18 protein-coding genes and 1 pseudogene are annotated in these 19,722 nt (G+C 67.7%); 4 read left to right on the top strand and 15 right to left on the bottom strand.

All coding sequences use genetic code 11. The annotated features are described in order from the left end of the window. Positions 1-11 precede the first annotated feature (11 nt). The 6 genes and pseudogenes from AC5ZH6_RS03630 to AC5ZH6_RS03605 all read right to left on the bottom strand — a co-directional run bounded on the left by AC5ZH6_RS03630 (position 12) and on the right by AC5ZH6_RS03605 (position 4,895). A complete protein-coding gene (locus AC5ZH6_RS03630) occupies positions 12-980 on the bottom strand; it encodes a helix-turn-helix domain-containing protein (RefSeq protein ID WP_006369537.1) in 969 nt (322 codons plus the stop codon). Between the two features lie 160 nt (positions 981-1,140). Continuing rightward, positions 1,141-1,479, bottom strand: a pseudogene (locus tag AC5ZH6_RS03625) (helix-turn-helix domain-containing protein); the annotation flags it as partial. 1,040 nt (positions 1,480-2,519) lie between these two features. Then, a complete protein-coding gene (locus tag AC5ZH6_RS03620; protein WP_244421132.1) occupies positions 2,520-3,098 on the bottom strand; it encodes a histidine kinase in 579 nt (192 codons plus the stop codon). A gap of 184 nt (positions 3,099-3,282) precedes the next feature. Beyond that, a complete protein-coding gene (locus AC5ZH6_RS03615) occupies positions 3,283-3,765 on the bottom strand; it encodes a Dps family protein (RefSeq protein WP_006369534.1) in 483 nt (160 codons plus the stop codon). 75 nt (positions 3,766-3,840) lie between these two features. Beyond that, positions 3,841-4,272: an organic hydroperoxide resistance protein gene (locus AC5ZH6_RS03610; RefSeq protein WP_006369533.1), complete on the bottom strand. Its 432-nt coding sequence runs from the start codon at positions 4,270-4,272 to the stop codon at positions 3,841-3,843. A gap of 155 nt (positions 4,273-4,427) precedes the next feature. Beyond that, complete coding sequence (locus AC5ZH6_RS03605) at positions 4,428-4,895, bottom strand: Fur family transcriptional regulator (protein ID WP_006369532.1); 468 nt, start codon at positions 4,893-4,895, stop codon at positions 4,428-4,430. A gap of 254 nt (positions 4,896-5,149) precedes the next feature. Between AC5ZH6_RS03605 and AC5ZH6_RS03600 the strand changes: the two genes are divergently transcribed. Continuing rightward, entirely contained in the window at positions 5,150-6,211 is a 1,062-nt protein-coding gene (locus AC5ZH6_RS03600; RefSeq protein ID WP_006369531.1) for an isopenicillin N synthase family dioxygenase, read from the top strand. Continuing rightward, on the top strand, positions 6,208-7,536 hold the full coding sequence (locus AC5ZH6_RS03595; RefSeq protein ID WP_006369530.1) for an amidohydrolase family protein: 1,329 nt from the start codon (positions 6,208-6,210) through the stop codon (positions 7,534-7,536). The genes AC5ZH6_RS03600 and AC5ZH6_RS03595 overlap by 4 nt, the downstream gene beginning before the upstream one ends. A 27-nt stretch (positions 7,537-7,563) precedes the next feature. Here AC5ZH6_RS03595 and AC5ZH6_RS03590 read toward each other — a convergent pair whose 3' ends face one another. From AC5ZH6_RS03590 to AC5ZH6_RS03570, 5 genes are all read right to left on the bottom strand, one after another. Beyond that, positions 7,564-8,220 (bottom strand): hypothetical protein, encoded by a 657-nt coding sequence (locus AC5ZH6_RS03590; protein WP_006369529.1) that lies wholly within the window; start codon positions 8,218-8,220, stop codon positions 7,564-7,566. A gap of 98 nt (positions 8,221-8,318) precedes the next feature. After that, positions 8,319-9,755, bottom strand: coding sequence for a hypothetical protein (locus AC5ZH6_RS03585; RefSeq protein WP_006369528.1), 1,437 nt, complete (start codon positions 9,753-9,755; stop codon positions 8,319-8,321). 1 nt (position 9,756) lies between these two features. Then, positions 9,757-11,040 (bottom strand): lipase family protein, encoded by a 1,284-nt coding sequence (locus AC5ZH6_RS03580; protein ID WP_170320187.1) that lies wholly within the window; start codon positions 11,038-11,040, stop codon positions 9,757-9,759. Between the two features lie 51 nt (positions 11,041-11,091). Continuing rightward, the gene (locus AC5ZH6_RS03575; RefSeq protein ID WP_006369526.1) at positions 11,092-12,546 is read right to left on the bottom strand and encodes a GntP family permease; all 1,455 of its coding nucleotides are present in this window, start codon (positions 12,544-12,546) and stop codon (positions 11,092-11,094) included. Beyond that, the gene (locus tag AC5ZH6_RS03570) at positions 12,543-13,058 is read right to left on the bottom strand and encodes a gluconokinase (protein WP_006369525.1); all 516 of its coding nucleotides are present in this window, start codon (positions 13,056-13,058) and stop codon (positions 12,543-12,545) included. Before AC5ZH6_RS03570 ends, AC5ZH6_RS03575 begins: the two co-directional genes overlap by 4 nt. A gap of 154 nt (positions 13,059-13,212) precedes the next feature. Here AC5ZH6_RS03570 and AC5ZH6_RS03565 point away from each other — a divergent pair, with 154 nt between their 5' ends. Continuing rightward, the gene (locus AC5ZH6_RS03565; RefSeq protein WP_006369524.1) at positions 13,213-13,920 is read left to right on the top strand and encodes a FadR/GntR family transcriptional regulator; all 708 of its coding nucleotides are present in this window, start codon (positions 13,213-13,215) and stop codon (positions 13,918-13,920) included. A 73-nt stretch (positions 13,921-13,993) separates the two neighbouring features. Here AC5ZH6_RS03565 and AC5ZH6_RS03560 read toward each other — a convergent pair whose 3' ends face one another. The 3 genes from AC5ZH6_RS03560 to AC5ZH6_RS03550 are packed head-to-tail and all read right to left on the bottom strand — an operon-like array spanning position 13,994 to position 17,401. Continuing rightward, positions 13,994-15,022 (bottom strand): fused (3R)-hydroxyacyl-ACP dehydratase subunits HadA/HadB, encoded by a 1,029-nt coding sequence (locus AC5ZH6_RS03560; RefSeq protein ID WP_006369523.1) that lies wholly within the window; start codon positions 15,020-15,022, stop codon positions 13,994-13,996. A 48-nt stretch (positions 15,023-15,070) separates the two neighbouring features. Next, on the bottom strand, positions 15,071-16,099 hold the full coding sequence (locus AC5ZH6_RS03555; protein WP_006369522.1) for an aspartate-semialdehyde dehydrogenase: 1,029 nt from the start codon (positions 16,097-16,099) through the stop codon (positions 15,071-15,073). A gap of 36 nt (positions 16,100-16,135) precedes the next feature. Further along, positions 16,136-17,401: an aspartate kinase gene (locus AC5ZH6_RS03550; RefSeq protein WP_006369521.1), complete on the bottom strand. Its 1,266-nt coding sequence runs from the start codon at positions 17,399-17,401 to the stop codon at positions 16,136-16,138. 156 nt (positions 17,402-17,557) lie between these two features. On the opposite strand from AC5ZH6_RS03550, the gene AC5ZH6_RS03545 reads away from it, so the two are divergent. Then, positions 17,558-18,850: a putative hexosyltransferase gene (locus tag AC5ZH6_RS03545; RefSeq protein WP_006369520.1), complete on the top strand. Its 1,293-nt coding sequence runs from the start codon at positions 17,558-17,560 to the stop codon at positions 18,848-18,850. 11 nt (positions 18,851-18,861) lie between these two features. Here the strand turns inward: AC5ZH6_RS03545 and AC5ZH6_RS03540 are convergent, their stop codons facing one another. After that, positions 18,862-19,620, bottom strand: coding sequence for a TetR/AcrR family transcriptional regulator (locus AC5ZH6_RS03540; protein ID WP_006369519.1), 759 nt, complete (start codon positions 19,618-19,620; stop codon positions 18,862-18,864). Positions 19,621-19,722: the final 102 nt, after the last annotated feature.

Below are 19,722 nucleotides of genomic sequence, written 5' to 3'. Positions count from 1 at the left end.
CGAGGGCTCAGTCAACCAGCGAGGAGTCCTCGGCGGGATCGAGGATCGGCCGTCCCAGGCCTCCGCGTCGGCGGCGTGGAGTCGGCGACGACGGTCATCTGTCGTCGATACTCTGCCGGGGTCAGATCGAGTTCGGACCGGAATCTGCTGCGCAGGGTGGCGGCCGAGCCGAATCCGCTGGCGGCGGCGATTTCGGCGAACGTGTGTCGTTGCGGCACCACCAACAGACCCTGCGCACGGGCGATTCTCCTCTCGGAGATCAAGTCCGACAACGACTTCGACGAGTCGGTGAAATGCCGGTACAGATGACGCCGGCTGATGTTGAGTTCCCGGGCGATGTCGGCGACACCGAAGGTGGGGTCGGTGTGGCGGCGTGCGATGAGGTCGTCGACCGCCGCCCGCATCACCAGCGAATTGTCGCGGACCCGAAACAGATCTGTGCGCTCGTTGTCGAGAACGGCGCGCACGAGATCGATCGCCGCCAGTTCGCCGTCGGGATCAAACGACGGCGCCCGTGTCAGCGACGAGAGGGCCAGTTCGCGCACGAACTGCGCGGTGGCCCGGCTCAGCAGGGTCTGGACGCGGACGGTTCGCCGCCCGAACTCCTCGCCCAGACTCTCGACGGGGACCACCACCCCGGCCGGGTCCGCCGGACCCGTGACCTCGATCACCGCCGGCTCCACAAGGGGGTACACGACGAGTTGTCCGGGACCGTACGTGGTCTGTTCCTCGCCGCGACGGATGGTGATCGACCCGGAGAAACGGGTGACCAGAACGGCAACACCGGGTTCGGAGTCGACCGTGCGTCGGTGATCTCGGTGTCGTCCATCCTGTTCGAACACACCCGGCGCGACGAGCGCACAGTACGCATGCAGGTGACGCAAGGGCCGCGCCGCGAGAACGAGATCGAAGGCCAGCGCGTCGCCGACGACTCGCGCGCACACGAGATTCGACGCGCCGGCCTGCCCACGCAGGCGCACCGCATCGCCCGCGTCGTCGACCCCGAGACCGACCTCGGGTCACCACGCCCCGCACCATCAGTGCTCGCACGTCGGCTGTCGGCGAGCGAGCGACGGTATTCGTTCGGAGCGACGGCGAATGCCGCACGGAATCGATTGCGCAAGGTCGCCGCTGATGGAAGCCAGATGCGGCGGCGATCGAATCCAGGCCCGCACCCTCGCGGTAGGCCAGCAGTTCGCGCGCGCGTTCCAGGCGGCGCGTCGCGATCATCGTGGCCGGCGAGTCATCGGTGTCGCCGAAGTAGCGATACGGATGTCGCCGACTCATGTGCAGGGTCTTCGCGATCGTCTCCGCGCTGAACTCCGGATCTCGGAAATGATGATCGATCAATGCCCGCGTGGCCTCGCGCACGTACACCGGGTCGGTGCAGACGCGGTCGGGCGACTGATCGGCCTGCCTGCGGGCGAGTATCGCCCGGACGAGGTCGATCACGGCCAGTTCCCGTGTCGAGGTCCACATCGGCACCGCGTGCGGCGACGTCGACCGCGAAGTTGCGAATGAACGCCGCAGCCGCACAGGCCAACGGCGTCCCGGTGACCACGGGGGCGATCGGGACGCCGACGAGTCTCTGCCCAGTGATTCGACGGGAATCCAGACACCTGCGAGATCGGCGACCTCCTCGGAGGTCTGCTGGTACGGCTCGTTGTTGTCGAAGATCACGATGTGCGCGGGCGCCCGATAGGGGTGGCTGCTGCCGGCCTGGGTGAAGGTGCCCCCGCCGGGCATCGACTGTGTGCCGACCACGACATAGGGCGATGGGTACTCGGCGATGATCTCCGGGGTGCGCGCCATGGTGGACGGGGTCCGGATCAGCGCGTAGACCAACATCCCGGGCAGGGGTCGCCAGAAGACGATCTCGTCGAACGCGCCCGGATCGTCGGTGGTGATATGCAGTGCCGGGATGTAGTTGGCGATTCCCTCGGCGCCGCTGCGCCGGATGTAGCGCGTCGGGCTGGCACCGAGGAGGTCGTCGGCGCCGATCCGCGCCAGCCACGTCTGAACCGCGACCGGTGTCAGCCCCGCGGACTCGGGCTCAGCCGACCCTTCGCGCGTCGTCACCGTTCCCGCCTTTCTCCCGTCGCTGCATCCCACAGCGCAGCCCAGGGGTGCGCGGGCGGTCCTTGCCGTGGCTCTTGGCCGGCCTCGGCACACGGAGCGTCATGGCGATATCCAACCGCACCACCAATCCAACCGCACCACCACGAGCTTTCTCCACCAGCGTGGAACCGTGGAAAGGGAACTCTCACATACCCCTCACAGCCCGTCTCGGACCGGGGCGCAGCACAGGCGCGAAGCGCCGAAAGCGCAGGTGAGAAGTACGGAATCCGGCAGGCTTCCCCCGAACGGATGACGGTGCGCGCCATCTTGTCAACCGACCACGACATCGGACCGACGGCGCAGCGAAAGTGCCACAACATGGCACGAATTGTCCGATTATTGTCCCGGACTGATGCACGAATTCACGGAATTCGACAAGTCATGAGGGTGGGGGAGGCCTTTTAGGTGGTCGTCTTTTCGGCGGTCGCCTTTTCGGTAGCCGGCGCGTCGGCGTCCGCCGGTGTGTCAGCGTCCGAGACGACGGTATCAGGGCCTGCTGCACCGGAATCTGCGGCGTCGGAACCAGCAGCACTGTCGCTCGCATAGGACTCGGCGAAGGACACGCGCGGGGTGGTGGCCGCGTGGAATGCGGCCAGACCCGCGAAGAACAGGGTCGCGAGGACGAAGACGACCGCGAGGAACAACGCTGCCCAGTGCACGATCGTCAGCGCCAGACCGTCACCGCGTGTCGCCAGGGCACCGGCGGCCGAGAGGACCGCCGCGAGCAGACACCACACGGCGCTGCGCACCCGCGGCGACACCGTCGAGACGTAGAACAGTCGCTGATAGAGCGAGGTCTCGTATTCCTCGACCGCGGCCAGTCGCACCGCATCACCGGCGGCCAGGGCGCGCAGCTCACCGGCCAATGACGCGCCGCGCCGAAGCTGTTCTGTTTCCCGATCGCGGTAGCGGACGAAGGCAACGCCCGCGACGACCACGGCCAGCAGTCCGATCCCCGCCATGACTCCCCAGTACTCCACGCCCACACGCTACCGCCGCCGCACTCGGCGACGTGCGTCAGGTCACAGCGGTCGGGTGCTGTCCGCGGAGATGCCCCTACCCGGATGCGACGACGGACCCCGCCACATGGGCGGGGTCCGTCGTCGTGATCGGTGGAGCCGAGGACCAGGCTGTCGCCCTCGCCTCCACCGGGTATCGGGGCCCTCAGGCCACCTGCGCCTGCCACATCCAGTGCAATTGCTCGAGCTTCGAGGCGAAGCCGATGAGCAGGTCCTGGGTGACCGGGTCGGCATCCTCGGTGACGTCGATGCGCTCGCGCAGACCGGCGATGACGGCCTTGAGGTTCTCGACGATCGAGACCACGACGTCGGCGTCCTTGGTCCAGCCCTCGCCGAAGCCCTTGGTAGCGGCGGTCTTGGCGACGGTCTCGGCGCGCCCGTCCGGGCTGACGCCGATGGCCGTGGCACGCTCGGCGGCCGCGTCGGTGAATTCGCGAGCGACGCTGACGAGTTCGTCGAGTTCGAGGTGCACCGACCGGAACTGGGCGCCGACGACGTTCCAGTGGGCCTGTTTGGCGATCAGTGACAGATCGATCAGGTCGACGAGGGTCTCCTGGAGGGCCTTGCCGGTGATCTCCTTCTGCTCATCACTCAGGGTGCTGGTGATGGGGGTGGATGGTGCAGTCATGGTGTGACTCCTTCCTGTGGTGCGGTTGCCCGGCTGTGGCCGGGGGCACGCGGTGGTGCGGTGGTCGCGGCGTCCTCAGACGCGGACCGTCAGATTGTGATCGATGTTGCCCTTGGTGGCCTTGGAGTACGGGCAGAAGGCGTGGGCCTTCTCCGCAAGTTCCTTGGCCTGCGCCTCCTCGAGGCCCGGCAGGTAGGTCTCGATGCCGACGACGAGCCCGAAGCCGCCGTCGGACTCGTCCTTGCCGATGCCGACGGTCACGGTGACGGTGGCGTCGTCGGGGGCCGGCGTGCCGGCCTGCTTGGAGGTGGCGCGCAGGGCACCGAGGAAGCAGGCGGCGTAGCCGGCGGAGAACAGCTCCTCCGGGTTGCTGCCGTCGCCGCTGCCACCGAGTTCCTTCGGCGGACGCAGTTCGAGGTCGATCTGACCACTCGCGGAGACCACTTCTCCGTCGCGGCCGCCGCCACTGGCCTTGGACGAGATGCTGTATGCGGGTTCGATAGCCATGATGTCTCCTCGGTTGTCGGCCGCCCATGGACGGCTGTTGGACGTACTGGATCGAGCGGATTGCCGGTTGTTGTCGAACTACCTTGCTCTGCAACCATTCTCGACGACTCTTCGTTCCCGAAGGGGTGAATTCGCCGAGAATTCCCGGCGTCGGGTCACGGCCCCTCGGGTTCGGCGGACGCCGGCGCTGCGCCCCGGCATCGCGGACACAGTCCCCAGAAGGTGATCTCGGCTTCCTCGACGAGATAGCCGTGATCGTGGTCGGGGTTCAGGCATGGGGCCGCACCGACGACGCAGTCGACGTCGGTGATGTCCCCGCAGACCCGGCACACCAGGTGGTGATGGTTGTCGCCGGTCCGGGTCTCGTAGCGGACGGCCGAACCCGCGGGCTCGATCCGTCTCAGCAGCCCCTTGTCGGCGCACGTGCGCAGCACGTCGTACACCGTCTGGGTCGATACGCCGCCGAGGTGCTCCCGCACATGGGAAGCCACGGCGTCGGCGGTCGAATGCGGATGCCCGTGGACGAACTGCAGCACCGCGACCCGCGGTGCGGTGACGCGCATCCCCGCTCCGCGTAACTGCTGGTGCAGCTGCGCGGGGGTGACGTCGTCGATTTCGGGCATGACGCCAGTGTAGCCCTTTTCTGGAGTAGATCCAACTATTGGATCAACTCTAAAATAATGCAGGCATGGCTAACCTTCCCGATCACGAACCGCCCGGATGGCGGGGCCGCCGAAGGTGTCGTATCGTCTTCTGCACGAGATCGTGTGTAGCAACCGGCAAGGAGCCGATTGTTCGCGTCCGTCGGCCACTCCTCTCTCACGCGGCCGGCGTCGAAAAGCGCACACCGTCTCATCACCACCGAGAGAGTCACACCATGAGCGACACGACGACCACCGTCGACATCCACTCAACTGCCACCCACACCGATCCCACCCACATGCCGGCCACCCCGATGGCCGAACTCACCCGGGAGTCACGGATGGGTGGTGCCGGCACCGAGACCGCCGACCGCGAGGTCCGCCAGATCTCCCTCGCCGACTTCGCCGCCCGCCGCGCCGAGATCACCGAGCAACTCTGGTCGGCCGCAACCGATATCGGCTTCTTTCAGATCGTCGACCACGGCATCGACATGTCCGTGGTGAATCATGCGTTCGCCATGTCCGAACGGTTCTTCGCACTGCCGCGAGAGGTCAAGGAGCGCTATCCGCTCAAGAAGGGGCAGAACGCGGGCTGGGAGTTCATGACCCAGGTCCGGCCGTCGGTCGGCACCCCGGATCAGAAGGAGTCCTATCAGTTCACCCGCCCGCGCATGGACAGGTTGTGGCCCAACGAGGACGAGCTCGCCGGATTCCGCAGTACCCTCGACGATTTCGAGTCGCGGTGCCGGCAGATCGCAATGGATCTGCTCGGCTGCTTCGCCGACAAGCTCGGCTTCGATCGCGAGTTCTTCACCCGCGCACACGATCCGGCCGTCGACACCTATCAGAGCACCCTGCGGCTGTTGCACTACTACCCCTTCCCCGACGAGCTGCTCGACGAGCCCAATATCTGGCGGGCCGGCGCGCACACCGACTTCGACGTGCTGACCCTGCTGTTCCAGCGATCGGGGCAGGGCGGTCTGCAGGTGCTACCGGGAGCCGAAACCGACAGCCAGGCATGGACTCCCGTCGAACCCTCGGACGAGGCCATCACCTGCAACATCGGTGACATGCTGATGCGATGGTCCGACGACGCCCTGCCGTCGAACTTCCATCGGGTGCGCGCACCGCGACGCGGGGAGTACCAGGGCCCGCGCTACACCATCGCCTACTTCGCGCAGGCCAACACCGACGTCTTGATCGAGAGCGCCGCGGGCAAGTATCCGCCGATCACCGCCGCCGACTATATCGCCCAACGTCTTTCGGCCAACTTCGACGCCACGAAGGGTCGTCGATGATCACCCCGAACGGATCGCCTGACGGCGACCGGGCGTTCACCGACGTCACCGTCCGCGTGGGCGGCACGTGGGTCGCCCACCAGGACGTGTACGTGGCCGCCGGGGTCGTCAGTGCGATCACCGACACCACCGCCTCCCCCGACACCGGACCGCCCGCGGTACTCATCCCCGGCTTCGTCAACACCCACACCCACCTGCAGCAGTCGCTGATGCGCGGAATCGCCGAATGCACACCACTTCTGGAGTGGCTGCTGGCCATCGGCGAGCAGTCGGTGGCCATCACACCGCAGCGGGCGTATCTCGCGGCGGTGGCCGCCTGCTTGGAGAGTCTCCGGTCGGGCACGACGACCGTCGTCGAGCACATGTGGCCCCATCCGTCCGATGAGGTCCACGGCGCGGTCATCGCGGCGTTGCGCGACACCGGGATTCGCGCACTGCTCGGACGTGGGGTGGCCGATCGGGCTGACGCCACCCGCAAGTGGGGCTTCGAGCCGCGGCTCATGCAACCCCTCGACGAGATCCTCGACCACATCGATCACCTACGGGCACAGGTCGACGGATCGTCGATCTCGATCGCCCTCGCGGTCCCGAATCCGCGATCGCTCACCGAGCCGGGCATGACGACGCTGCGTGAGTTCGCCCAGGAGCGTGACCTGTCGGTCTCCATCCATCTGCTGGAGACACCCACCGACGATGTGATGTGCCGTGAGCACGCCGGTGTCGGCGCCGTCGACTACCTCGATCGCGGGGGTTTCCTCTGGGACCGGGTGCTCGCGGTGCACTGTGTGGAACTCGACGAGTACGGGCAGGCGCTGCTCGCCGACCGCGGTGTGGCGATCTCGCACAACCCGTTGTCCAACATGCGGCTCGGCAGTGGCGTCGCGCCGGTGCCTGCGATGCTCGATCGCGGCCTCGCCGTGGGGCTCGGTGTCGACGGCGCGGCCAGCAACGACACCCAGGACATGCTCGAGACGCTGCGCATCGGCGCCTATGTGCAGCGGGCGGTGCATCGGCGTGCGGATCTGATGGACAACGCCACGATGCTCGACATCGCCTGCGGCGGTGCCAATGTCGCGCTCGGACTCCCCGAATCGATCGGCGGCGTCGCCGTCGGCGCCCCCGCCGATCTGACGCTCCTGCGGTTCGACCGGGATTACGCCACACTCCCCGTCCGCGATCCGGGCGCCTCGCTTCTGACCACCGGCTCCCCGCGTCTGGTGGACACGGTGATGGTCGACGGCGAGATCGTCGTCGCCGACGGCCGCAGCACGCGCGTCGACGAGGCCGAGTTCACCAAGGAGCTGATCGCCGCGACCGCCGGTTGACCGGTGGCTGCGGGCGCGGTGAGTTCCCTACCGGGCCCGCAGCATTCGCGTCGGGCGCATCCGGGTCGACTCGGGCAACCAGCGGTCGACGACACGGCGCAGGGTCATGACCGCCGACACCAACAGCAACGCGAACTGAATCCATCCGAGAACCACGGTCCCCGACCACAGGCTCGGATAGCGGAAGAACAGATCGAGTCCCACCGGGATGCACATCAGGTTCAGGACGACGATCGTGAGGAAGAAGTTGCGGCAGTTGCGGCTGTGATGGGTGACCGCGGCCCGGAGGAACAGATATGCGCCGAGAAGGAACAGCACAGTGATGATCAACCCGGCGACCGGCAGCACCGACGCGAAGGTGTCGATCTGACCGGCGTTGGGTTGCCCCTTCGGCGTGGCCACGGCGTCGGCGAGCATCCGATCACGGAGAAGATCTCTGATCGCTCCGAGGTTGATCGCCCCGTACACGACGCACACCAGCCCGGCCGCGGCCGCTCCCCAGAAGGCCACCCGGGCGTGGAGTGCCAACGCGGCGGGGGCGGGTCCGGGCGCGGTGGGCGGCTTCGGGTATAGGTTGGCCCGGTCCCGGTCGGCCGAGGTCCGCTGCAGTTCCGCGAGGTCCTGCGCGTCGAGCTCGGCCTGCGACGGCCTGCGGTCGGGGTCCTCGGAGGTGGGATCGATCATGGTCGCATTGTGACACTCGTCGCGTCGACGCGACGGCGCACCTGGTCAGGAGACACGGGGAGGGTGGTACCGCGAGGCCGGCCGACGAGCACCGGACCTCAGCGGCCGATCTTGAGCATGTGACCGACCGTCGCCTGCCACAACGTGCCGTCGGCGGCGATGGTGCCCGTCAGTTCCAGCGGCTCGTCGATCGGCGCGATGCCGACCTGCCGGGTGACCACCCGCCGGCCGGTGGCGAAGTCGCTGGCGATGTAGTCGACCGGCCCGCTCTGTTGGATCGCCCCCGGCACATACGGCCCGTATCCGAGGCCGTGGATGAGGCCGTCGGCGCGGGAGAGCTTCGGCAACGACGCGAGGCGGTCGTTGTTCTCCCAGACCCGATGACATCCGTGCGCCGTCACGTCGATGCGCGTCGACCCGCCGATGAAGCCCGCACTCGAAGGGATCGACGGGCCCGACACCGCCATCGGCGGGTACTGGTAGCCGTAGGTGCTGGGGATGACCAGTGAGTCGCCCCAGGCCATCGGCGAGTTCTCGGTGCCCTGACCGGATGTGCCGAAGGCCGGCATCGTGCACACGAGCCGACCGGTGTCGCTGTCTCGCACGATCAGCGACGGGCGGTGCGCGGCATTGTCCACGATGGCCACCCAGCCGTGTCCGCCAGGACCGAAATACGTTGGCGTCGTGCCCGATCCCCACGTGAGCTGGCCGGGTTTGCGTGCCGGGCCGCGGTCGTAGGCCTGTCGCCAGATCGTGTGCGGCGCAGCACCCGGGGTCGCCCACATCTCGTACAGCGCGTGCGTGGTGAGCACCGAGACGCCACCGGGGCGGACGCTGAGTCCGTTGCCGAGGTCCTCGCCGGACGGCAGGTGCACCGAGTGCACCCGACGGTCGATGTCGACGGTCCCGATCACACCGTGGGTGGTCGCAAACCAGATGCGGCCCAACCCATCCGGCGCCAGGCCGGTGATCGAGTCACCGGCGGGGATATGCCCGGACACGTCGATCCGGTCGTCGACGTACACCTGCCACCCGCGGGCGGTGTGCCGGTGGGCGACGAAGAGGATCGCGTTCGAGCCGTCGGCGACGACCACCCGGTCACGGCCGTCGAGGTAGCCGTACACCCCGCCGAGCAATCCGCCCTTGGCCAGTTGAACCGACGCCAGCGGTGTGGCGGATGCCGGATCGAACAACGTCACCGACGGAACGGCGAACCCGCCGGCAGACCCGTCTCCAGGCACACCGATGTATCTGGTGCACAACGAGACCGGCATGCCATCGCTGCCGATGAAGGTCGCCGCGCACGCGGCACCCGGTACCGACGACGCGAGCAGTCGGGCGTCGCGGCCGGGTCCGGGGTGAGGCGTGGAGTCGGTGGACTCGAGGTCCCCGTGCATCAACGATGTGCCGACGGGACCGAGGATCGGCAGCCCCGGATCGGGCGGCGGGTCCGCCGCCGCGCGACCCGCGCCGGCGAACACCATGCCGGCGACCAGCGCAACGACCGCCGCCGCCGCAATCCGTCGGCCCGTCATGTCACCTGATGAGTTCGGTGAGGAGGAAATTCGTCGCCGGCAACAGTGTGGTGAGCATCGGCAGTGCGTGGTTCACCACCAGTCCCGGGAAGATCGGCGGGATGGTGTTGGTGACCATGGACACGGTGGCGCCCTGGGCTTTCCAGTCCCGATACAGCTGGGCGACCTGGTCGTACGGGATGACGTCGTCGTTGATCCCGCCCTCGAGCAACACCGGGGCGTTGGGCTTGAGCTTGCCGATCAGCTGGTCACCGACGATCTTGCGGACCTGCGGATCGGCGTTGACGATCGCCGACAAGGGTTGCCCGCTGCGGGTCCAGGAGTTGGTTCGCTGGAATCCGTAGGACAGGATCGTGTCACCGATGCATTGCGTCGACAACCGTTGCAGCGCAGTGTGTCCGGCCGCGTTGGTCTGCCGGTCGACGACGGTCTTGAGCGCCGGGTACCGGGCTTCGAGGCCGTTGATCGCGTAGCCGATGGCACCGGAGATCGCGGTGCCGTCGATGCGGTCGATCACCTTCGACAGGTCTGCGGGCGGGGCGCCGGCATAGGTGGCCTTGACGTTGAGGTCGGGTGCGTAGGTCGAGGCGAGTTCGGCCGCCGATGCCGCCGCACCACCGCCCTGCGAGTAGCCGGAGAACGCGACCGGTGAATTCGCCGGTGCCCCGGCGATCTTCAGCGCAGCGCGCGCGGCGTCGAGCATGGCGTGGCCGGATTCGAGGCGATTGACGTAGGTGTGGATGCCGGGTGTGCCCATCCCGATGTAGTCGGTGATCGCCACGCGCACACCGTTGATGAGCAGGAGGTTCATCTCCAGACCCGAGTAGTTCACCGCGATCGACGGCTTGCTCGGATCGATCGCCAACGGGAACGACATGAGCTTCGACCCGGCGCACTGATCACCCTGCCCGACGGTGCCGGGGCCGAGCACGACGGTCGGTCGTGGCCCCTTGCCGCGCCACGGTGCGGTCGGTTCGACGACGGTTCCGGTCACCGCGGCCGGCGAGCCGTCCTGGTATTCCGAGGTGTACATGACGCGCTTGGCGGTACCCGGCCACTGGTTCGGGATGCCGGGGATCTGCAGCAGCAGCGGTGACAGTTCGCTGCGGATGATCGATCCCGGTGCGCTCGCGAAGTGCGCGGGCGGTGTGTAGAAGTCGGCGGCCTGGGCCGACGGTGCTGCCAAGCTCGCTCCGGTGGCGGCCAGCGCGCCGGCGGTGAGCACCGCCGCACCCCGAATCCCCCAGGTTCGTCGTGATGAGTTCAATCCCCGAATTCGTCTCATGGCTAGGTAAGCTACCGCACAGTAACCTCGCGGGGTAGAGCCCGGTCACCCTCAGACCACGAGGCCGAGCACCGACACCACGATCAGTCCGGTCACCGACAGGATCGTCTCCATTGCCGACCAGGTCTTGAAGGTCTGCCCGACGCTCATCCCGAAATACTCCTTGACCAGCCAGAATCCCGCGTCGTTGACGTGTGAGAGAAAGACCGAGCCGGCGCCGATCGCCAGAACCACCAGCGACACCTGACCCGAACTCAGCCCGTCGACGAGTCCGAGCATCAACGACGACGCGGTGATGGTGGCGACGGTGGCCGATCCGGTGGCGACGCGGATGAGCGCGGCGAGCACCCAGCCGAGCAGGATGACCGAGATGTTCGCGGCCGACGCCCAGTCGGCGAGCAGGGTGCCGATGCCGGTGTCGACAAGGACCTGTTTGAATCCGCCACCGGCCGAGACGATCAACAGGATGCCCGCGATCGGCGGCAGCGACGATCCCACACAGGACGACAGGGTGTCGCGGGTCATGCCCGAGCGCCGCCCGAGGGTGAACATCGCGACGACGACGGCGATCAGCAGTGCGACCAATGGCGTACCGAGCACGTCGAGAATCTTGCGGAGCCATTGACCGTCGTCGTCGACGATGATCTCGGCGATGGCCTTGCCGAGCATCAGCACCACCGGCAACAGGACCGTCGCCAGGGTGATGCCGAATCCCGGGCCCTTCGGCGACCGCACCGAAGGTGTTGCGGTGGAATCTGATTCAGCTACTGCCGGAGAACCCTCGGGGTGGGCGCCGACGGTTCCCGGGTCGGCATCGAAGGTACGGGGTGCGTCGATGACGACCCACCGCCCGGCCAGCGTGCCGAACAGCGGACCGGCGACGATGATGGTCGGGATCGCCACGGCCACACCGAGAGCCAAGGTCAGACCGAGGTCGGCGTGCAGCGCGTCGATGGCGACGAGCGGCCCGGGATGCGGCGGGACGAAGCCGTGCATGGCCGAGAGTCCGGCGAGCGCCGGGATACCGATCGGGATCAGGCCGAGGCCCGAGCGCCGGGCGACGAGGTAGATGACCGGCATCAACAACACCAGGCCGATCTCGAAGAACATCGGCAGACCGATGACCGCACCCACGAGGGCCATCGCCCATGGCAGCATCCGCGGCCCGGCGTGGCCGACGATGGTGTCGACGATCTCGTCGGCACCACCGGAGTCGGCGAGCAGTTTGGCGAACATCGCTCCGAGCACGATGAGGATGCCCACCCCGGCCGCGGTGGATCCGAAGCCCGAGGTGAACGAGTCGATGACCTTCGGAACCGATTCGCCGGCAACGATTCCCACGGTGGCAGCACCGGCGATCAGCGCGAGGAAGGGATGAACCTTGGCCCACGTGATGAGGGCGACGATGACGGCGATGCCCGCGAGTGCGGCGACGACGAGATGCCAGCCGGAGCCGACCGGGTCGGGCAGTTTTGTGTCGGCGGCGAGGACGGTGAGCGTGTTCATCGGGTGCCTCCGGTGGCATCGGTGATCAGTGGCGCGGCGACGATGCGGTCGATGATGACGTCGATGGGCTGGTCGACATCGACGATCACTCCACGCTCGTCGGACCCGAGCGGCTCCAGGATGTCGAACTGGGAGTGCAGCAGCGATGCCGGCATGAAGTGCCCGGGTCGAGACGCCTGCCGCCGCGCGATCACCTCGAGCGGCCCGTCGAGGTGGACGAAGACGGTGTCCGGGCGGTGGCTGCGCAAGCGGTCGCGGTAGGCACGCTTGAGCGCCGAACAGCTCATCACCCCGCCGTCGCCGTGCTCACCGAGCCAGTCCCCGATGAGGTCGAGCCACGGCTGCCGGTCGACGTCGGTCAGGGCGTGACCGGCCGTCATCTTGTCGATGTTCGACTGCGGATGAAAGTCGTCGGCGTCCGCGAACGGCACCCGCAGGCGCTGCGCCAACGCGGCGCCGACCGTCGACTTCCCCGATCCGGAAACTCCCATGACCACCACCGGTGACCCCATGCCCGCTCCTCTGCTGCTGTGCTACTGGTCACATAGACTGCCTCAAAGGTATGACTATTGCAAGTGAACGCCGTGAATCATCGGCCTTTACTGGTCGCGGAGCGATAAACAGCGGAGCTGCGCAGCTCCTCTACGTAAATGAGAAGATGATTGGGTGACCGAGACCACTGCCCCCACCGATCGGCACGAACAGGTGCTCACCGAACTCGGGGTGCGCATCGCCTCCGGCGTTCTGTCCGAGGGTGCCGTGGTGACCCTCGACGGGATCGGAACCGAGTTCGCGGTCTCCCGCACCCTGGCTCGCGAGGTGATCCGCGTGCTCGAGTCGATGGGACTCGTCGCGTCCCGGCGACGCGTGGGGATCACCGTGCAGCCCCGAACCCGCTGGAGCGTGTTCGACCCGCGACTGATCCGGTGGCGCCTCGACGGCGCCGATCGCGCCGCCTTCCTGCTGACGCTGTCCGAACTACGCCGGGGTATCGAGCCCGCCGCGGCCGCGCTGGCCGCCCAGCGCGCCGACGAACACCAGTGCCGCGTACTCGCCGCCGCGGCCTCCGACATGGCCGTGCACGGGCGGACCGGAGACCTCGACGCCTACCTGTTGGCCGACAAGATCTTTCACCGCGGCCTCCTCGAGGCCAGCGGCAACGAGATGTTCCGGGCACTGACCGGGGTGGTCGGCGAGGTCCTCGCCGGCCGTACCCATCACGGCATGATGCCGGCGCGGCCCAATCCCGCGGCCATCGCGCTGCACGACGACGTCGCCCGCGCAATCCGGCTCGGCGAACCCGACACCGCCGAGAACGCCATGCGCGCGATCATCGACGAGGCGGCACAAGCGGTCGCCGACGAGCGCAGCTGATCAGCCCGCCACATATGTTGGGCGCGTCGCCCTTTCGGGCGTCAGGAATTCCGGCCGTCAGGAATTCCAGGCGTCAGGCGAAGCGCACGTTCATCGTCGCCAGCCCGAAGATCTTGCGGCCGCCGGACTTCGCGACGATGATGACCACGCCGCTGCGGGTCTCGGCGTCGAGAGACTTGATCCGCCCACTGAATTCGATGTCGCCACCCTCGGCGGCCGAGACCACCGCCACCTGCGACAGGCGCACCGAATAGCGGGTCACCGCACCGGGATCGCCCGACCAGGCGGAGACAAAACCCGCGCCGAGACCCATGGTCAGCATGCCGTGCGCGATGACGTCGGGCAGCCCGGCCAGCTTCGCGATCGACTCGTCCCAGTGAATCGGGTTGCCGTCACCGGACACCCCCGCGTAATTCACCAGATCGCCGCGTGACAGCCGGGCGTGACGCGTCGGCAGTTCGTCGCCGACGGAGAGGTCCTCGAACCGTAACGATCCCGGATCGCGATCGGCACCGCCGGTGGAAATGCGTTGTTCCCCTTCGGGTCGCACCGTCTTGCGATACTCCGCATCCGACTGTTCGGCGGAGAGCATGTTGACGTCGTGCACCATGATGCTGCGCACCGCGTCGGAGATCCCCGGGTCGACCTCGTCGGCGGTCACCCCGACCACGGTGGTGTGCATGGTGTGCACCACCTCGCCGTGGGCGTCGGTGAAGGTGTTGGTGACGGTGATGAGGTCACGGCCGGCCACCCGCCGGACCGAGGACAACTCGACGTCGGTGGTCAGTTCGTCACCGGCGACGATCGGCCGGTGCTGCTCGAAGACCTGCTCGGTCTGCACATAGGTCTCGTAGCCGACGACGACCGACTCGAACAGGTCGCGGTTGGCGGCCATCGCCGGGATCGAGGTGAAGGTCAGCGGCGTCACCACACCCGAATATCCCAGTTGCGCAGCGGCTTTCTCGTCACGGTGCGCGGGGTGATAATCCTGCACCGCACGCGCGTACTCGCGCACCTTCTCGCGACCGACCAGGTACGGCTCGTCGATCACGTAGTAATGCCCCAGCCGCGAGTCGAGGGACGGGGAGTCGGGTGCGGACATGGCGCAACGCCTTACGGTCGAAGGGGTGAGGGAATGATCGTGCGCCCGCTACGGGACGAGAAGTTCGGCGATCTGGATCGTGTTGAGCGCCGCGCCCTTACGGAGGTTGTCGCCCGAGACGAACAATGCCAGACCCCGCCCGTCCGGGACACCCGGATCCGCACGGATGCGACCGACCAACGAGTTGTCGCGGCCGGCGGCGGCCAGCGGCGTCGGAACGTCGACGACCTCGACTCCCGCTGCACCGGCGAGGATCTCACTCGCGCGCTGCGGCGAGAGCGGCTCGGCGAACTCGGCATTGATCGACAGCGAGTGCCCGGTGAACACCGGCACTCGCACGCACGTACCACTCACCAGCAATTCGGGCAGTCCGAGGATCTTGCGGGATTCGTTGCGCAGCTTCTGATCCTCGTCGGTCTCCCCCGACCCGTCGTCCACCAACGCCCCGGCCAACGCAATCACGTCGAAGGCGATCGGCGCGACGTACTTGTCGGGTGCCGGGAAGTCGACGGACGATCCGTCGTAGACCAGCTTTTCGACGTCGTCGATCACCGCGCGCGACTGCGACGCCAGTTCCTCGACGCCGGCCAGGCCGCTACCCGACACCGCCTGATACGACGAGACGATCAGCCGTTGCAGACCCGCAGCATCGTGCAGCGGTTTGAGCACCGGCATCGCAGCCATGGTGGTGCAGTTGGGGTTGGCGATGATGCCCTTGGGCGGGTTCTTGGCGAGTTCGCCGTTGACCTCCGAAACCACCAGCGGCACATCGGGATCCTTGCGCCAGGCGGAGCTGTTGTCGATGACGGTCACCCCCGCGGCGGCAAAGCGCGGCGCCTGCTCGCGCGACATCGTCGCCCCCGCGGAGAAGAGCGCGATGTCGAGCCCCGACGGATCCGCGGTCGCGGCATCCTCCACGACGATCGCGCCGTCACCCCACGGCAGCTTCTTGCCCGCCGAGCGCGACGACGCGAAGAACCGCACCGAATCGGCGGGGAACTTGCGCTCCGCCAACAGGGTTCGCATGACGCCGCCGACCTGACCGGTGGCCCCGACGACTCCGATGGAAAGCCCCATCACAATCTCCCGTCGCTTCGCTCGCCCATGATTCTCTTACCGCCCCGTTCCCGCGTAGACGACGGCTTCCTCGTCGCCACCGAGATCGAACGCGGCGTGCAGCGCGCGCACCGCGTCGTCGAGTTCGGTGTCGCGGCACAGCACCGAGATCCGGATCTCGGAGGTGGAGATGAGTTCGATGTTGATGCCGGCCTCGCTCAACGCCTCACAGAAGGTGGCGGTGACGCCGGGATGGCTCTTCATGCCCGCGCCGACCAGCGACACCTTGCCGATGTGATCGTCGTAGAGGACCTCGGTGAACCCGATCTCCTGCTGCAGCTTGGTCAACTTCTCCACGCCGAGCGGCCCGAGCTCACGCGGCAGGGTGAAGGTAATGTCGGTCTTGCCGGTGTCGACCTTGGAGATGTTCTGCAGCACCATGTCGATGTTGATCTCGGCGTCGGCGACCGCGCGGAACACCTTGGCGGCGTAGCCCGGCCGGTCCTCGAGTCCGACGACGGTGATCTTGGCCTCGCTGCGATCGTGCGCGACGCCGGTGAGAATCGCTTCTTCCACGGGGATGTCCTCCATCGATCCGGCCACCATCGTGCCGGGTTTGGTCGAGTACGACGAGCGCACGTGAACGGGAACGTTGTATCGGCGGGCGTATTCCACGCACCGCAGCATCAGGACCTTGGCGCCGCACGCGGCCATCTCCAGCATCTCCTCGAAGGAGACGGTCTCGAGCCGCCGGGCATCGGGCACGATGCGCGGATCGGCGGTGTAGACGCCGTCGACGTCGGTGTAGATCTCACAGACGTCGGCCTCCAACGCCGCGGCGAGCGCGACGGCGGTGGTGTCCGAGCCGCCGCGGCCCAGCGTGGTGATGTCCTTGGTGTCCTGCGAGACGCCCTGGAAGCCGGCGACCAGCACGATCTTGCCCTCGTCGAGCGCCGCGCGGACGCGCCCCGGCGTGACGTCGATGATCTTGGCCGATCCGTGGCTGCTGGTGGTGATCACCCCGGCCTGCGAGCCGGTGAACGACTGCGCCTGCGCGCCGAGCGAACTGATCGCCATCGCCACCAGCGCGTTGGAGATGCGCTCACCGGAGGTCAGCAACATGTCCATCTCGCGGGCCGGAGGCGCCGGATTGACCTGCTGGGCCAGATCGAGCAGCTCATCGGTCGTGTCACCCATCGCCGAGACGACCACGACGACGTCGTTGCCCTGCTTCTTGGTTTCGACGATGCGCTCGGCGACACGACGAATCCGCTCGGCCGAGGCGACCGAGGATCCGCCATATTTCTGCACCACGAGTGCCACGTCGGCTGCCCTCCTGCAAGGTGTGTCGATGCGTTGTTTGCCGGGACAACCTTACCGGCGGCCCTCGTGCACCTCGCAGCCGCCGCTCGGCGCCCCGCCCAGATCACACTTTCCACAGGTCGCGCTTTCCACAGGTCGCTGACCTACCATCTCTGCGTGTCCACCACGAGTGCCGTCGGCCGCGACGCGCGCACACCCGACCCCGGCGAACCGACGCACGCGTCGGCGGCGAGCGCGCTGCCCACCCCCGAGTGGCGGTCATGGCTCGCGCCGATCGGCATCTTCCTGCTGATTCGTGCCGTCGGGATTCTCGTGCTGGCCCGATTCGACGCGCTGCGCGGCTCGTCGCTGCGGGAGTCGTTGTCGGCGTGGGACGGCAAATGGATGCTCGCGATCGCCGAACACGGATACGACGGTGTGCCCGTCGAGCTCACCGACGCCCGCGGCTACCACACCGCCGACACCGCCTTCGCCTTCTTTCCCGGCTATCCGTACGCCGTGGGAACGCTGGCCCACCTTCCGTTCCTGAGTCCGTTCGGCGCCGCCGTACTGCTGAATCTGGTGCTCGGCTGTGTGGCCGCGGTGGGGACGGCGCGGTTGGGCGTGCTGTGCGTGGAGCGCATGGCCGGGCGGACACCGATGCTCGCTGCTCTCGACCACACCGACGCGGGTAACTCGTATGCCCGGCGGGTCGGGCTGTATCTCGTCGCGATCTTCGCGGCGACCCCGATGTCGGTGGTCCTCAACATGGCCTACACCGAGACGCTGTTCTGTGCGCTGAGCATCTGGGCGCTGGTGGGTGTGTTGCAGCGGCGGTGGGTGCTTGCCGGGCTCTGCGCGTGTCTGGTCGGGACGGTCCGTCCGACCGCGGTGGTCGTCATCGGGGTGGTGATGCTGGCCGCGCTGATGGACCTGTTCGGCCAGTCGGGGCGGTCAGGGTCGGGGTGGGCGCCCGCCCGCGCCTGGTTCGCGGTGGTCCTCAGCCCGCTCGGCTACCTCGGTTACCTGGCCGTGGTGTGGGCCCAGACCGGCTCGCCGACAGGGTGGTTCACGATCCAGACCCAGGGCTGGGACACCCGCTTCGATTGGGGCGTGGCGGCATTCACCTTCGTCAACGATCAACTGGTGAACTCCGGCGAGGTGGCACCGGTCGCGACGTCGTGGATCATCGTCGCGACGCTGGTGATGGTGGTGGTGGCGCTGTGGGCTCGGCTGCCGTGGCCGGTCCTGACCTACGGCGTTCTGGTCACCGCGTCGATCGTGGCGTCGAGTGGTCTCATGATGAGTCGGCCCCGGCTGCTGTTGCCCGCGTTCGTGCTGCTCCTGCCGCTGGCCATCGTCCTCGCCCGGGCCCGCCCGGCGATCGGGGTGGCCGTGATGGTGCCGATCGTGTTGGCCAGTTCATGGTTCGGGGCCCACATGCTGACGGTGTACCCGCACGCCATGTAGGTCCGAGACTCTCAGCCACCCGACACTTCGGCGGCGAAACCCGCACACAGCACGCGAAGCCCGGCGTCGAGCACCGCTCGTGGGTCCGAGAGTCGGGTCGCGTCCGGGTTGCCGGCGAGGGCGGCCAGCTGCGGCAGGGTCGTCGGGTCGACGGCGAGCCGCCCGGCGATCAGGTCGGCCAGACCGCCGGCCGGCGACGGCGACGCCTCGGCACCCGGGCGCCGGAGTTGCTCACTGAGAAGCTGTTCGCCGACGGCGGCCAGCGCGACGCCGTTCACGAACGACCAGAACGCCAGGGCCATCTCCGCGGCCCGCACGTGCCCGACACCGACGTCGACGAATCCGGCGATCAGCCAATCGAGTCCGGCCAGCGACTCGGTCCCGAAGGCGTAGCGCGGCGTCGCATACGCGAGCACCACCCATGGATGGCGTTGGTAGAGCGCCCAGTCGACGTCGACGGCGATCTCGATGCGCTCGCGCCACGTGGGTGAGCAATCTTGCACCGGATAGGGAAACCGGGTGCCGATCTCCTCGGCCATGGCGTGGAGCAACGCGTCCTTGTCGGCGATGTGCCGGTACAGCGACATCGCGCCGACGCCGAGTTCGTCGGCGATCCGGCGCATCGACAGCGCGTCGAGCCCGTCACGGTCGGCGACGACGATGGCTGCCTCGACGATCGCCGACGACGTCAGCTTCTGGACCGACTGGGCCACCACCACGCTCCCCTCACCCCGCACCGGGAATTTTCCACTTGCGTACAGCGTACCCATATCCGTACCGTCTATGAGCGTACGTCGTACGCGGGCGCCGACCCGCGACGACGCGAACCCCCGGATGCAGAATCCGGACACCAGATACCCAGACACCAACAC

Source organism: Gordonia sp. YC-XJ4 (assembly GCF_059511865.1).
Note: the sequence above shows the minus strand (reverse complement) of the source record. Positions and strands in the feature narration are given on the sequence as shown.

Excerpts from the sequence above, each read along its gene's own strand:
- AC5ZH6_RS03600 (WP_006369531.1), top strand. The coding sequence starts at position 5,150 with ATGAGCGACACGACGACCACCGTCGACATCCACTCAACTGCCACCCAC.
- AC5ZH6_RS03540 (WP_006369519.1), bottom strand. The coding sequence starts at position 19,620 with ATGGGTACGCTGTACGCAAGTGGAAAATTCCCGGTGCGGGGTGAGGGG.
- AC5ZH6_RS03580 (WP_170320187.1), bottom strand. The coding sequence starts at position 11,040 with ATGAGACGAATTCGGGGATTGAACTCATCACGACGAACCTGGGGGATT.
- AC5ZH6_RS03610 (WP_006369533.1), bottom strand. The coding sequence starts at position 4,272 with ATGGCTATCGAACCCGCATACAGCATCTCGTCCAAGGCCAGTGGCGGC.
- AC5ZH6_RS03595 (WP_006369530.1), top strand. The coding sequence starts at position 6,208 with ATGATCACCCCGAACGGATCGCCTGACGGCGACCGGGCGTTCACCGAC.
- AC5ZH6_RS03615 (WP_006369534.1), bottom strand. The coding sequence starts at position 3,765 with ATGACTGCACCATCCACCCCCATCACCAGCACCCTGAGTGATGAGCAG.
- AC5ZH6_RS03570 (WP_006369525.1), bottom strand. The coding sequence starts at position 13,058 with ATGGGGTCACCGGTGGTGGTCATGGGAGTTTCCGGATCGGGGAAGTCG.
- AC5ZH6_RS03560 (WP_006369523.1), bottom strand. The coding sequence starts at position 15,022 with ATGTCCGCACCCGACTCCCCGTCCCTCGACTCGCGGCTGGGGCATTAC.
- AC5ZH6_RS03575 (WP_006369526.1), bottom strand. The coding sequence starts at position 12,546 with ATGAACACGCTCACCGTCCTCGCCGCCGACACAAAACTGCCCGACCCG.
- AC5ZH6_RS03585 (WP_006369528.1), bottom strand. The coding sequence starts at position 9,755 with ATGACGGGCCGACGGATTGCGGCGGCGGCGGTCGTTGCGCTGGTCGCC.
- AC5ZH6_RS03590 (WP_006369529.1), bottom strand. The coding sequence starts at position 8,220 with ATGATCGATCCCACCTCCGAGGACCCCGACCGCAGGCCGTCGCAGGCC.
- AC5ZH6_RS03605 (WP_006369532.1), bottom strand. The coding sequence starts at position 4,895 with ATGCCCGAAATCGACGACGTCACCCCCGCGCAGCTGCACCAGCAGTTA.
- AC5ZH6_RS03555 (WP_006369522.1), bottom strand. The coding sequence starts at position 16,099 with ATGGGGCTTTCCATCGGAGTCGTCGGGGCCACCGGTCAGGTCGGCGGC.